12 protein-coding genes are annotated in these 12,237 nt (G+C 64.4%); 1 reads left to right on the top strand and 11 read right to left on the bottom strand.

Going from position 1 to position 12,237, the window contains the following annotated elements; genetic code table 11:
• Window positions 1–9: 9 nt before the first annotated feature.
• From C7G42_RS24970 to C7G42_RS24940, 7 genes are read right to left on the bottom strand one after another with little or no spacing between them, the layout of a single operon-like run.
• Window positions 10–942 carry a phytanoyl-CoA dioxygenase family protein gene (locus C7G42_RS24970; protein WP_106951596.1) on the bottom strand — a complete coding sequence of 311 codons (933 nt, stop codon included), beginning with the start codon at window positions 940–942 and terminating at the stop codon, window positions 10–12.
• The gene (locus tag C7G42_RS24965) at window positions 939–1,829 is read right to left on the bottom strand and encodes a class I SAM-dependent methyltransferase (protein WP_106951595.1); all 891 of its coding nucleotides are present in this window, start codon (window positions 1,827–1,829) and stop codon (window positions 939–941) included. Before C7G42_RS24965 ends, C7G42_RS24970 begins: the two co-directional genes overlap by 4 nt.
• Window positions 1,830–3,353, bottom strand: coding sequence for an MATE family efflux transporter (locus tag C7G42_RS24960; protein WP_106951594.1), 1,524 nt, complete (start codon window positions 3,351–3,353; stop codon window positions 1,830–1,832).
• A gap of 10 nt (window positions 3,354–3,363) precedes the next feature.
• Window positions 3,364–4,185 carry an SDR family oxidoreductase gene (locus C7G42_RS24955; RefSeq protein ID WP_106951593.1) on the bottom strand — a complete coding sequence of 274 codons (822 nt, stop codon included), beginning with the start codon at window positions 4,183–4,185 and terminating at the stop codon, window positions 3,364–3,366.
• 13 nt (window positions 4,186–4,198) lie between these two features.
• Window positions 4,199–4,900 carry an acylneuraminate cytidylyltransferase family protein gene (locus C7G42_RS24950; protein WP_106951592.1) on the bottom strand — a complete coding sequence of 234 codons (702 nt, stop codon included), beginning with the start codon at window positions 4,898–4,900 and terminating at the stop codon, window positions 4,199–4,201.
• Window positions 4,897–5,805, bottom strand: coding sequence for a Gfo/Idh/MocA family protein (locus tag C7G42_RS24945; RefSeq protein ID WP_106951591.1), 909 nt, complete (start codon window positions 5,803–5,805; stop codon window positions 4,897–4,899). Before C7G42_RS24945 ends, C7G42_RS24950 begins: the two co-directional genes overlap by 4 nt.
• Entirely contained in the window at window positions 5,802–6,851 is a 1,050-nt protein-coding gene (locus C7G42_RS24940) for a nucleotidyltransferase family protein (protein WP_106951590.1), read from the bottom strand. The genes C7G42_RS24945 and C7G42_RS24940 overlap by 4 nt, the downstream gene beginning before the upstream one ends.
• 198 nt (window positions 6,852–7,049) lie before the next feature.
• Between C7G42_RS24940 and C7G42_RS24935 the strand changes: the two genes are divergently transcribed.
• Window positions 7,050–7,661 carry an acetyltransferase gene (locus C7G42_RS24935; protein WP_106951589.1) on the top strand — a complete coding sequence of 204 codons (612 nt, stop codon included), beginning with the start codon at window positions 7,050–7,052 and terminating at the stop codon, window positions 7,659–7,661.
• Here C7G42_RS24935 and neuB read toward each other — a convergent pair.
• The 4 genes from neuB to C7G42_RS24915 are packed head-to-tail and all read right to left on the bottom strand — an operon-like array spanning window position 7,658 to window position 12,119.
• Window positions 7,658–8,728, bottom strand: a complete 1,071-nt coding sequence (neuB, locus tag C7G42_RS24930; RefSeq protein ID WP_106951588.1) for an N-acetylneuraminate synthase — start codon at window positions 8,726–8,728, stop codon at window positions 7,658–7,660. The two genes, C7G42_RS24935 and neuB, sit on opposite strands and share 4 nt — an antisense overlap.
• The gene (gene neuC, locus C7G42_RS24925) at window positions 8,725–9,903 is read right to left on the bottom strand and encodes a UDP-N-acetylglucosamine 2-epimerase (RefSeq protein ID WP_106951587.1); all 1,179 of its coding nucleotides are present in this window, start codon (window positions 9,901–9,903) and stop codon (window positions 8,725–8,727) included. Before neuC ends, neuB begins: the two co-directional genes overlap by 4 nt.
• Window positions 9,896–11,107, bottom strand: coding sequence for a LegC family aminotransferase (locus tag C7G42_RS24920; protein WP_106951586.1), 1,212 nt, complete (start codon window positions 11,105–11,107; stop codon window positions 9,896–9,898). Before C7G42_RS24920 ends, neuC begins: the two co-directional genes overlap by 8 nt.
• The gene (locus tag C7G42_RS24915) at window positions 11,100–12,119 is read right to left on the bottom strand and encodes an NAD-dependent 4,6-dehydratase LegB (protein WP_106951585.1); all 1,020 of its coding nucleotides are present in this window, start codon (window positions 12,117–12,119) and stop codon (window positions 11,100–11,102) included. The genes C7G42_RS24920 and C7G42_RS24915 overlap by 8 nt, the downstream gene beginning before the upstream one ends.
• Window positions 12,120–12,237: the final 118 nt, after the last annotated feature.

The following is a 12,237-nucleotide window of genomic DNA, read 5'->3' as shown; positions in this document are numbered from 1 at the left end:
AGGTCCGTGTCAGAGCCGCATCACGGTGCGCTCGAGGTCTGTCAGCGCACCGACCGCGCGGAAGCGCGCCGGCGGTTCGGGAAAGATGCGCGGCTGCTGGATGTAGGTTGCCGTGTACAACAGGCGGCTACGATCCGACTGGATCCTGCTTCCCATGTGCAGGCAGCGCGCCGTGTTGACGATGAAGGACGACAGGCGGGGCGCGATCATCTCTTTTACGGCGTCGGGACCGGTCTTGGCAAAAACCTTCGCATCGCTCATGTGGCTCTTGAGCGAGTTGCGGAACGCCTTTGACGGCCCGGCCGGGATGAAGGTGAACGGGCCATCGGCTGTGTCTTGCACGTCGGTCAGATAGATGAAGAGCTTGCAGACGCGCTTGTCGTCGTGATCGAGATGCCACAATTGAGAGAAGCTCAACGCCTGGTTCGGCGTGGGTTGCGACAATGTCAGCACCACGTCCGACAATTGCGGCAGGTCGTGCATGAAGTCGCCGATGATGCGCAATGCAGCCGGCTGCAAGGCGTAGCGGACGAACGGATGATCGGTGGCAAACGCGCCGTTGACGAGGTCCTCATCCAGCAGGCTGACCCAGAACGATTTGTGCCCTTCCTTCTGCCGGCCGACCAGCTCCTGGAGGCGGTTCACCTTGCCGTCCGCGAACGACGCGACGGCTTCCGCGAGTCCGCGGTCCACGATCGAGGAGACGTCGACGTAGCCGTCTGTCTCCAGCTTGCGGCTGGCCTCGGCCCATTCGGGTTTGGTCGGAAGCTGCTTGAGCAACGCGATCCGTTTGGCACGAGCCGGCAGTTGCAGGCTGGTCAGAGCAGCCTTCAGCACCCATCCGAGATCGGTGCGGTTGACGTGCCACAGCAGGCGGCGGAATTGGCTGATCTTCGCCTTCTTCGGGGCAGGCCGATCAGCCGTCGTATCGACGGTTGTCATGTGGGTTCCCAGCAATACAAAAAACCATCATTGTGGATCGTCGGCGCGAAGGGCATGCGTTCGCGCGCCAAGATGCGGACGCGGCCCTGTCGCTCGTAATCGTCGAGCGTCGAGAACAGCTGCGTCTGGTAGTCCACCGACCGGATGTAGAGGAAGCTGACCATGTCTCGCGGATTTGCGAGATTCAGAAGCTCCGTCGTCGGCTCGATGTTGATGACGCGCTTCGGCTTCGCCGCAATGATGTTGTCCACCACCTTGTGCACGTCGTAGGGAATTTGCTCGATGCAGAAGTAGGTAAAAACGACCTGGTCCTTGATCGCGGCGTAGCTCGGGTCGCTGCCGTCGGTCAGGTCGATCCTGTCGAGCGATATCCGGTCCGACAGGCCATAATGCGCTGCGATCTCGCGGCCGGCAGCGATGCCGTTCGGCGCGATGTCGAACCCTCGCAGCCGCCAATCGGGATGGTTGAGGTGAAGCGACAGAAGGTTGATGCCACAGCCGGCGCCAAGCTCGACGATCTCGGTGGCGCCGCCGGTGTGCCGCGCCAGCAATTCGCCGAGCGCCCTGGCGCGATAGCGATAATAGTCGTCGGCCGCGACCCTGCAGATCTGATTGTCGACCTTGCGAAGACCCAGCGCGGGGTTCTTCGGGATCAGGAAGTCATCGATGCTTGCGGCCTTCGTCCAGTTCTTTTCCGACAGCGTCCGCTGCCAATGCAACAGATTGTATTCGGAATCGACGATGTCGGCCGTGCGTTTCACGCGGCGCATCGCAAGACGGCCGATACTCCTGACCGCGTCCAGCGCATAGGTCGTCGCCCTGTCCGACAACGATGCCGGAGCAAAACCCGTGATGACGGCCTTCGTGTCTGTCGCGTGGATGTTCATTCAGCTGCTTCTGGATGTCAGTCCCATCAATTGTCCGACGGCTGGAAATACAGTCCGGTGCCGCTTTTCGAGCACGAGGAAGTATTGGAGCGTCCAGGTGATCAGACAGAAAGCCATGGAACCAAGGGCGAGCTTTAGCACGCTGTCGAACCGAATGTAACCTGCAATTGCTGCTAGAAAAATGCTTGCCAGGACAAGGATTGCGAACTGGGTTCCGATGACCTTCGCGAAGCGATTGCGGTCTAGCTCGAGTGCGCCGCGCAACGCTTCCAGCTGCATGGGCAGGATGAGCATACTACCGATCACCTGGCCGAGGATCAGGGCGCGTTCCGCGAACAGGTGCAATGTCGCAACCGAAACGACCGCCCAGATCAGAAGCTGAACGGCGATCAGCCGGTTGAGCCTGGCCTGTACCTCCGGCCGCGTCATGAAGATCAGGCTGCCGATCGCTACGTATTGGGCGCAGATCGGGACCAGGAAGCTCAGGCCCATCCAGAAAGCGTAGGGCGCGAGAAGGGGGCCGATCCAGATGTTCATGATCTCCGGCGAAAGGATCGCGGTCGCAGCCAGCGGCGGCACCACGAACATCGGCATCATGACGAGGCCGAGGTCGCCGAGGCGCTGGAACGAGGTCGCGCTGCCGCGCTCGTCGAGGCGGCTTGCGACGGGAAGCAGGGCGGATGTCAGCAGGCTGACGACGACTTTGGAAACCCGCGACAAGCGCACCAGCGCGTCGTAGGTGCCGACCGCCTTGGGCCCGAAAAGCAATCCGATCAGGAACGGCTGAAGCGGTCCGGAAATGCCGCCCATCAGTTTGCCCTGCAGGAGCAGCAGGCAGCGGTGCAGAATATCCTGCCGGATGTCTGGGGTCCACGGCAGCAATCGCACGTGCTTGTGCCGCAGGGCCACGAACGCGGCAATTCCAATGACGACGGCGCGGGCCACCAGCGTGGCGAGATAGATATAGGCGACCACTTCAAAGCCAGCCGCCGCCCACGAGGCTGCGAATGTCAGGCCGACATAGGCCGCCGTTGACGTGACCTCTGCAACGCGGAGCAGGTTGTAACGCTCGAAGCCCTTGACGGTGCCTTCCCACACCAGTGCCGGAACGAAGATCAGATTCGCGAGGGCCGTGTAGTGCATGATCCGCGTGAACGTCTCCACATGTGCGGCGTCGACCTTCATTACGAAGACGAACAGTGGCGTCGCGAACCATATGACGGCGCTCAGGATCAAGGTGAGAGCGAAGGAGACCGCCCCCAGGAAAGCGATTTGGCGACTGGCCTGCGTCCAATTGCGGTGCTCGCGCGCGCGGGCGACGACCTGGGTGGCGACCTCGGACAGACCGAGGTCGAGCACCGCCATCATGCCGCTGGGAAGCAACAGCCGCGAGATCACGATGAGGCCGAACTCGGTCACCCCCCAGGTCCCGATGATCAGGGGAATGACCGCAAGGCCAAGCAGGGCGGCCACGCCGAAGGCCAGCGCCGAAATCACCGTGTTCTGGATCAGGCGCTTGATCATTGATGTCTTGCTACCAGGCGCTCAGGCCGCCGTCGACGGCGACGTTCTGCCCAGTCACGTAGGACGCGGCATCCGACACCAGGAACAGCATCGTCCCCACCATCTCGTCCGCGCGAGCCATGCGGCCGAGCGGGATACGGGCACCATAGCGCGCCTTGAAGGTCTCGTTCTGTCCGCTCTCGACCCCGCCGGGGGTGAGGGTATTGACGCGAACGCCCTTCGCCGCCCAGTAGGTCGCCAGGTGCTTGGTCAGGCCGATGACGCCGGCTTTGGACGCGGTGTAGACCGCGGGAGTGTTGATGGCGCGGCCGAGATATTCGGAGCCTTCGTAGATGCGCTGGTCGGGCGCCATCAGGCCGTAGATCGAGGCGGTCTGCACGATAGCGCCGTAGCCACGCTCGGCCATTCGGCCGCCGAATAGCTGCGCAACGTTGAACATGCCGTCGAGATTGACCGCCATGATCTCCCGCCAGGTGTCCAGCGAGAATTTCTCGACGGGTGCAAAGAAGGCGTCGACATCGCGGGTCTTGCTCGCGGCGTTGTTGAGAAGGATCGAGACCGGTCCGAGGTCCGCTTCGATCGCATCGGCCGTGTCGCGGACGGAGCTTGGCTCGGTGATGTCGCAGCCATAGCCTTTGGCGCGCGCGGCATGGCGTGAGGCGACGTCGGCTGCCGCAGCATCCGTCGCGGCCTGATCGAGATCGACGATCGCGACGTTGGCGCCAAACTCGGCCAGGCCTTCGGCGAAGCGGCGTCCGAGGATGCCGCATCCCCCGGTGACGACGGCGGTTCGGCCGGTCAGATCGAACAGGGCCTTGAAGCTCGTGGTCATCGCTTGGGCCTCCTCAGGCCGGCAGTCGTTGGCGCAGCAACAGTTCGACCAACGCAAAATCGAGATCGGAATCGATGTCGATCGAGCGTTCTTCCGGCATTTCGAACAGCCGCGTGTCCGGATAGAACACCGCAGGTTGCTCCAGGAACGGCGCGACGCGCCAGACATAGATCGACGCGTTCATGTCGAAGCAGCGCGGCGCATCCTGACGGCGGGTGATCGGGGGATCGGCAGCTTTGGAGAGGCCGACGCTGCCATCGGTGCGCTGCTCGACCAGATTGAAATAGGGCGAGCGTCGCGCCGGTGCCCCCGTAATGACATTGCGTGTGCCGCTCTCGCGCAGCAGCGCGACCGCACCGGTGATGTCGGACGCCAGCCTGAGCGGCGAGGTGACGTCGAGATCGACGAAGATCTCCGGCGTGCGGCCCGTTTGCGCGATGGCCCGCTCGAGACAGTGGCGGATTGCCGGAAGCTTCGGTGCTGTGTCGGTCGCCATCTCGTCGGGACGCTTGACCGCGATGTCGGCACCGGCCTTGAGGGCCGCATCGAGCAGCGCGTCCGAATCGCTGCTGAACGCGATTGCGTCGAACAGGCCGGTCTCGCGCGCCTGCGCGATGCTCCAGGCCAGTACGGGCTTGCCCAGCAGATCGCGCGCATTCTTGCCGACGACCCCTTTCGAGCCACCCCGCGCGCAGATGGTGCAGAGGAGACTCATGGCGATATCCAGGTCTTGGTGCGCAGAGCACGCTCGCTGGCATCGATCAGATGCACGACGCCGAGCGCCTCGGGCAGCGAGCAGGCTGGGCTCGCGCCACGCATCGCCGCGACATGCATGTCGCGATAGCTCTGGTCGCGGTCGCTGGGGATCTCCGTTGCCTTGCCGTTGATCGCAAGACGGCTGCTGACGAGATCGGCCTCGATGGTGTCGTCGTCGACATTGACGCGAATGCGGCGGATGCCCTGCCGGTCTAGATAGTCCATGTGGACGTGGACCGATGGCGCCCGCTGCATATCGAGCAGCAGATCGAGATGATCGTCGACGTCGATGTCGCGCGCGCCAGACGCACCGCCGAGCGCCGCGACGCGATGCCACGGACCGAACAGCCACAGCAAATAGTCCAGTTCGTGGCTGAGATCCCGCAGCACACCACCTCCGGCATCGACTGTGGCGGATGCGGTCGCGCGATGATCGCGGCCGGGCCGCCAGTCCCTGATGTCCTGGCCGACATAGGCGGCGACCGTGATCACATCGCGCCCGCGCAGCTTCTCGGCGAGCGCCGTCATCACGGGGTGGAAGCGCAGATTGTATCCGACGCTGACATGGGCAAACGGATATTTCGGCGGAGGCGTCGGTGTCGCGAACAGCGGCTTTTCGACAAGGACTTTGCCATCGAAGCCGGCCTGCGCGAGCTCATTCAGATCGTCTGCATGGCGCGCAGTCTCGGTGGCGATCACCACGTAGTCCGGATGCGCCGTCGCGACGGCCTGCGTGATCGATCCGTAGTCGCCGCCTTCGCGGCGGCTGACGGTCGCGACCTCGAGACCAAGCTCGCGCAGGACGCGCGCATGCCTCGTGCCGATTGAGCCGAGACCAACCACGACGGCTTTTGTCGAGGTCACGGGAAGACCTCGTGAAACTCCGCATGCGCCTGCTCGAAATCCTCCAGGCGGCCGATATCGAGCCAGTATTCGCGAATGGGATAGACCGCAACCCGCCCCTTGCCGGCGATGACGCGCTCCAGCACGGTCGGCATGTCGATGCTGACGCCCGGCGTGACATGGTTGAAGACGGACTGGCCGATCACGTAGATGCCGGCACTGACGAACCAGCTCTCGGTCGGCTTCTCGCGGATGGCATCGAGAAAACCGTCCGACGTGGAAACCACGCCATAGGGCACGTGGACCTTGTGCTCGCGCACGGCCATGGTCGCTTCCGCCGGAGTTGCGTTATGGAAGTCGAGGAGCGCGCCGTAGTTGATTGTGGTGAGGATGTCGCCGTTGGTGACGATCATGGGCAGGGCCGGCGGCGTCCGGAAGAGCCCGAGCGCGCCTGCAGTCCCCAGTCGTTCCGTTTCGTGGACGTACTGGATATTGGCGCCAAAGGCAGCGCCATCGCCAAAGTAGTCCTTGATCGTCTGGGCCTTGTAGTTGACCGAGATGAAGATGTTGCCAAAACCCTGCTGCACGACGTTGCGGACGATGGTCTCGAGCAGCGGCCGGCCGCCGACATTGAGCATCGGCTTGGGCAGGTCGCGTGTCAGCGCGCCCAGGCGCTCACCGAGGCCGCCCGCCATGATCAGGACAGGGTTCGGATAGTGTGCCGGTTCGAGCAGCTCGTCGAGCGTCTCGACCACGATCAGATGGCCGCTCGCGTCGACAAGCGGAAGCTGCTTGATCGACTTCTGCCGCATCAGCTGCAGGCGATCCTCGCGCGGTAGCGTCGCTGGAGCCGACACCGCCGCACGATTCATGATGTCGGTCGCAAGTCCGGTGAGAGGGATGCCGCGCAGCAGGCCGCGCCTCACATCACCGTCGGTGACCACGCCGAGCAGGCGGTTCTGGTCGTCGAGTACGAGCGCAATCTGAATGCTTCCGCTCTCGATGGCGGCAATGGCCTCGCCTACAGTCGCCTGCGTTCCAACGACGGCCTTACGCCAGGATTTCATGGCAATCTGCCTCGTATACGCCAGATATTGGGGGGCGGCCCACGGCTGAGCCTGCTATATCGCGGCTGCGAGAGGCGGCGTCAACCCCAACGGCATCCCCCTGAACAGCCCCGTTAACCCAGGCATTTCGCGGTCCGAATCAAGAGTTTGGAGACCCGCGATCCCCCCGCTAAGATTGCCCCGCGAAGGGGAGCAGCGATGGACGATCTCATCATAATAGGCGGCGGCGAGCATGCCTTCATGGTCTGCGAGGCGGCGCTGTTGTCCGGTCAGTTCAAGGTCGTCGGCTTCCTCGATCGCCAGCCCGGAACACTCGGCGACATCAGCTATCTCGGAACCGACGATGCCGCGTCAGAGTATCCGAATGCCGCCTTCGTGATGGGTATCGGTTCGATGCAGGCGGGGCCCGCACGCCGGCAGATGATCGGCCGCATGCAGGTCAAGCGCTGGGCGTCCGTGGTTCATCCGCGTGCGATCGTCTCGCCGTCGGCCACGATCGGCGCTGGCACCGTCATCATGCCCGGCGCGATCGTCAACGCGCGAAGCCGGGTCGGCGATCACTGCATCGTCAATTCCGCTGTCGTCGTCGAGCATGACGTGCGGATCGGCGATTGCACGCATCTGTCGCCGGGAACCGTGATCGGCGGCGGCGCGAAGATCGGCGAGAACTGCTTCGTCGGTCTCGGCAGCCGGGTCAGGGACCACATCGCGATCGGCAACGACACGCTGGTCGCAATGGGATCGGTGGTCACGGCTCCATGCCCGGCAGGGGCTATCCTTCGCGGCGTCCCGGCCAAGCCGCAAGGCTAAAGCGGATCGTCAGGCTCGAGCGCGCGGGGCGCGGCCGTTCCGACCAGTGACCAGTAGTCGATCGGCGACCGGCCGGTGCCCGGTCGCTTGGCGGTGATGTCGGCGGGGCCGATGGTCTCGCCGGCCTCGAGCGCGCGCGCCGCAACGATGCTCTTGCGCGCCACAGGGACGTTTCTGATCTCGGAATCCTTTGGCGCCTTCACCCCGTCGCCAAGCGCGCGTTCGACGTTGCGAATGGCGACGACCATGCGCTTGAAATCGTCAGGCTCCAGCGAGGCCGCGTGGTCGGGGCCTTGCGCCTTGCGATCGAGCGTCAGGTGCTTCTCGATGATCGTCGCGCCGAGCGCGACGGCGGCCAACGAAACCTCGACACCGTCGGTGTGATCGGAATAGCCGACCGGAAGCTGGAACGCGGATCGCATAGTCGCCATTGCAGCGAGGTTCACGTCGCCGACGGGGCAGGGATATTCGGTCGTGCAATGGAGCAGGCTCACGTGCTGTGCGAGCGCCGTGCGCGCTGCCGGATTGCGCCAGGCCGCGCGGAAGGCGTCGATACCGGGTGGCGCGCCGGATGAGCCGTAGCCATGGGCGAGCACGCCCAGCGCCTCCTCGATCTCGCCGAGCGTTGCCATGCCGGTCGACAGGATCAGCGTCACGCCGGCCCGCGCCCCCGCATGAAGCAGCGGCGCGTTGGTGAGGTCGCCCGATCCGATCTTGATGCGCGGCAGCTTCAGTGACAGCAGGAAGGCGAGCGAAGCGTCGTCAAACGGCGTCGAGAGGAATTCGATGCCGCGTTCTGCGGCGCGTTCGATCAACGTGTGATGCGCAGCCTGCGGCAACTCGAGCCGTTCCAGCATGGCAAGCTGACTTTCATCAGCGGCCGTCGCGCGCTGCTGATAGTCCGCTTTCTTCGCAGCGTTGCCGGCCAATGCCTTCGCGTTGAAGGTCTGGAATTTGACGATGTCGGCGCCTGCATCGGCGGCCGCATCGACGAGGGCCAGTGCCTTGTCCAGGCTTCCGTCGTGATTGACGCCGGCTTCCGCGATGATCCGCGTGTGCGTGGTCATACCTGCGCCCCACCTGGAGGAAGCTCGTAAAAGCCCTTGACCAGAAGCGGCCTGAAATCCCGGATGCCGGCGATGATTTCGGCAAATCGCCGGCTGGATTCGCCGTCGCCGTAAGGGTTGACGGCGGCTTGACGGCCGCGCGCGAGCCCCGCCGCGATGGCGGCGGCAATGGCCCCGCGCTCGGGCGCTGCGTGAAACACCGAGGCCGCGCGCTCGCGTCCCTTCTGACGGTCGCCGATATCGACCGTGGGAACGCCGAAGGAGGGCGCTTCGAGCACGCCGCTCGAGGAGTTCCCGATCACCAAATCCACCTGGCTCATCAAGCTGAGATAGCGAAGCTGCCCGAGCGAAGCGACCGCGATCGTGTTCGGCCGGCTGGCCGCGAAAGCCTCGATCCCTGCGTTCAAGGCGCGACCCTCAGCGTCGGCGTTGGCGAGCGTGAACACGAAACGAAAGGCGGGATCGAGCGTCGACAGGGCCGCGAACAATTCCTCCAATTCGGCCACCGAGCGCCCGGCTTCGACCGTGGCGGGGTGGAACGTGATGAGCGCATTGCGTTCGCCGAGCGGCATCCCGATCGCGCGGCCGATGCCGTCGCGGTCCATCAGATCGAGATGCTTGATGGCGTCGATGCCGACTGAGCCAATGGTATGGATCCGGGATGGGTGCTCACCAAGCTGCACCAACCGTCGCGTCGAGTCTCGATTGCTGGTGAAATGCAGGTGCGACATCTTGCTGATGGCGTGGCGCGTCGATTCGTCGACCGCGCCCTCGGTGACGTCACCGCCGAACAGATGCGCCATTGGCAGCCGCATGAACATGGCGGCCTGTGCAGCTGCAAACATCTCGAAACGGTCGCCGAGCACCACGACGAGATCCGGCTGCAGGCGTGTGAAGGTATCGGCAAAGCCGATGACACCGAGGCCGACGGATTTCGCGACGCCGGCGCCGGTGTCGCTGCTCAGCAGCGTCTCGACGCGCGCGTCGACCTCGAATCCCTCGTCGCGGATCGCGTTGAAGGTGTAGCCGAACTCCGGCGCAAAATGCATGCCGGTGGCGACGAGTTGAAGTGTCAGGCCGGGCGTTGCCCGGATCGCGCGCATCGGCCAGACCAGCAGTCCGAAATCGGCGCGGCTGCCGGTGACGAAGCAGATCTTTCGTACGCCACTATTCATCCCGGGACCTGATGCTGGCGCTGCTGGGCAGGTTGATCAGCCTGCGTTCGATGGCTTCGGCGGTGGAAAGATCGCCGCGAGGGCTTTGCGCGAACATCGGCAGCTTGTGCATCAAGGTCCAGGCCGGACGCGCGCCGAAGCCGGCGTCGTTGAGCGCGGCGAGGACATCGTCGCGGCGGCCGGCATTTTCCTCGTCGAGCAGGATCGCATTGAGCCAGTAATTGCTCGTGGTGTCCTTCGGCTCCTGCGAAAAATGGACGCCGGGTACGCCCGCCAAGGCGCGCTGATAGGCCGCGGCCAATTTGCGCTTGCTCGCCAGGAAGCCGTCGAGCTGCTCGAGCTGGGCGCAACCGAGTGCCGCGTTCAAGTTCGGCAGGCGGTAGTTGAAGCCGATCTCGTCGTGGACGAAGGCCCATTTATGCGGCAGCTTTGCCGTCGTCGTCAGGTGCTTGGCGCGGCGGCCAAGCTCCTCGTCATTGGTCAGGATGGCGCCGCCGCCGCCGGTGGTGACGATCTTGTTGCCGTTGAAGCTGAGTGCTGCAAGGCGCGCCTGCGACCCGACCGCGTGGCCCTTGTAAGTTGATCCCAGCGATTCCGCGGCGTCTTCGACCAGCGCGACGTTCCAATCCTTCGCCAGTGCTGCGATCTCGTCGAGCTCGACGGGATGCCCGAACGTGTGCATCGGGGCGATCGCTGCGATGCGGCGGCCGGTCTCGCGGTTGATGGTGCCGGTCGCGGTCTTCTGTGCGATCGCATCGAGGCGCGTCGCGAGCGCGCGCGCGTCCATGCCGAGTGTTTCGAGTGAGCTGTCGACGAAATGAGGGGTCGCGCCGCAATAGGCGATTGCGTTCGTCGTCGCGATGAAGGTCAGTGCCGGCGAGATGACCTCGTCGCCGGGCTCGACGCCGGCGAGGATGAAGCAGGCATGCAGCGCGGCCGTTCCATTGACGACGGCAACCGCGCGCTTGGCGCCGGTGACCTCCTCGAGCATGCGCTCGAACCGATCGACGAAGGGGCCGACCGAGGAGACGAATGTGCTTTTGATGCACTCTTCGAGATAGGCGATCTCGTTGCCGGCGAACACCGGCTCGTGCAGACCGAGGATGCCATTCGGCGTTCCCACCGCGCGCCGCACGGCATCGACGATCGTCTTGTGGTCGAAGCCTGACCTCGTCACGTGACTGTCCACCATCGCCTCAGACATTGTACACGTCCGCCTTGTAGCGGCGGAGGTTTGCAGGATTGGTGAACCAGTTCACCGTCTCGACCATGCCGCGGCGCATACCCTCGATGCCGCCGAATTCCGGGCTCCAGCCGAGCTGCTGGCGTGCCTTGGAATTGTCGGCCCAGAGCCGCTCGACCTCGCTATTGGCGGGGCGCAGCCGCGCCTCGTCGGTCTCGATTTCGATCGTCGTCCCCATGACGTCCGCGATCATCTGCGCGGTCGCGCCGACCGAAATCTCGAACCCGCTGCCGAGATTGATGGTCTGGCCGACGACTTGCTCCGCAGGTGCGGTGAGGCCCGCGATCAGGCCGCGTGCGGTGTCGGTGACGAACGAAAAATCGCGCGTCGGGCTGACGGCGCCGAGGCGGATCTTGCGCTTGCCGGTCGCGATCTGGCTGATGATCGTCGGGATCACCGCCCGCGCCGATTGCCGCGGGCCGAAGGTGTTGAAGGGGCGGATCACCACGACGGGCATGTCGAACGAAGCCTGGAACGACAACGCCATCTGGTCGGAGGCAATTTTCGAGGCCGAGTAGGGGGACTGCCCGACCAGCGGATGGCTCTCCTTGATCGGTACCGTCTGCGCCGTGCCGTAGACCTCGCTGGTCGAGGTCTGAACGAAGCGCCGCACCCCGGCCATGCGCGCGGCCTGGAGCACGTTCACGGTGCCGCGCACGTTGGTCTCGACATAGGAATCGGGCGCGGCATAGGAGAAGGGGATGGCGATCAGCGCCGCAAGATGCAGCACGTCGGTGCAGCCGCTCGCGGCCGCGATCATGAAATGGGGGTCGCGGATGTCGCCAGCCACCACCTCCACCGAGGCCATGACGTCCGCCGGTATCGTGTCGAGCCAGCCCCACGAGTTGAAGGAGTTGTAATAGACGACCGCCTTGACGCGGGCGCCGGCCTTGACCAGCTCCTCGACGACATGCGAGCCGATGAAGCCGTCGCTGCCGGTGACGAGGACGCGGGCATCCTTCAGATCTTCCATGTCGGACCCCAACGCGATTAGCTCAGTCATCGCAATAGGATGGCGCTATAGCACACTGGCGGTTGCGTGCAACAGAGCACCGCTCGGCTTTGGCCAAATGCCCGGGTATGCAGCACTT

It is taken from the genome of Bradyrhizobium sp. MOS003, from assembly GCF_003020125.1.
GTDB lineage: Bacteria > Pseudomonadota > Alphaproteobacteria > Rhizobiales > Xanthobacteraceae > Bradyrhizobium.
This window is presented reverse-complemented; position numbering and strand designations above follow the sequence as displayed.

Excerpts from the sequence above, each read along its gene's own strand:
- C7G42_RS24970 (WP_106951596.1), bottom strand. The coding sequence starts at position 942 with ATGACAACCGTCGATACGACGGCTGATCGGCCTGCCCCGAAGAAGGCG.
- C7G42_RS24965 (WP_106951595.1), bottom strand. The coding sequence starts at position 1,829 with ATGAACATCCACGCGACAGACACGAAGGCCGTCATCACGGGTTTTGCT.
- C7G42_RS24960 (WP_106951594.1), bottom strand. The coding sequence starts at position 3,353 with ATGATCAAGCGCCTGATCCAGAACACGGTGATTTCGGCGCTGGCCTTC.
- C7G42_RS24955 (WP_106951593.1), bottom strand. The coding sequence starts at position 4,185 with ATGACCACGAGCTTCAAGGCCCTGTTCGATCTGACCGGCCGAACCGCC.
- C7G42_RS24950 (WP_106951592.1), bottom strand. The coding sequence starts at position 4,900 with ATGAGTCTCCTCTGCACCATCTGCGCGCGGGGTGGCTCGAAAGGGGTC.
- C7G42_RS24940 (WP_106951590.1), bottom strand. The coding sequence starts at position 6,851 with ATGAAATCCTGGCGTAAGGCCGTCGTTGGAACGCAGGCGACTGTAGGC.
- C7G42_RS24935 (WP_106951589.1), top strand. The coding sequence starts at position 7,050 with ATGGACGATCTCATCATAATAGGCGGCGGCGAGCATGCCTTCATGGTC.
- neuB (WP_106951588.1), bottom strand. The coding sequence starts at position 8,728 with ATGACCACGCACACGCGGATCATCGCGGAAGCCGGCGTCAATCACGAC.
- neuC (WP_106951587.1), bottom strand. The coding sequence starts at position 9,903 with ATGAATAGTGGCGTACGAAAGATCTGCTTCGTCACCGGCAGCCGCGCC.
- C7G42_RS24920 (WP_106951586.1), bottom strand. The coding sequence starts at position 11,107 with ATGTCTGAGGCGATGGTGGACAGTCACGTGACGAGGTCAGGCTTCGAC.
- C7G42_RS24915 (WP_106951585.1), bottom strand. The coding sequence starts at position 12,119 with ATGGAAGATCTGAAGGATGCCCGCGTCCTCGTCACCGGCAGCGACGGC.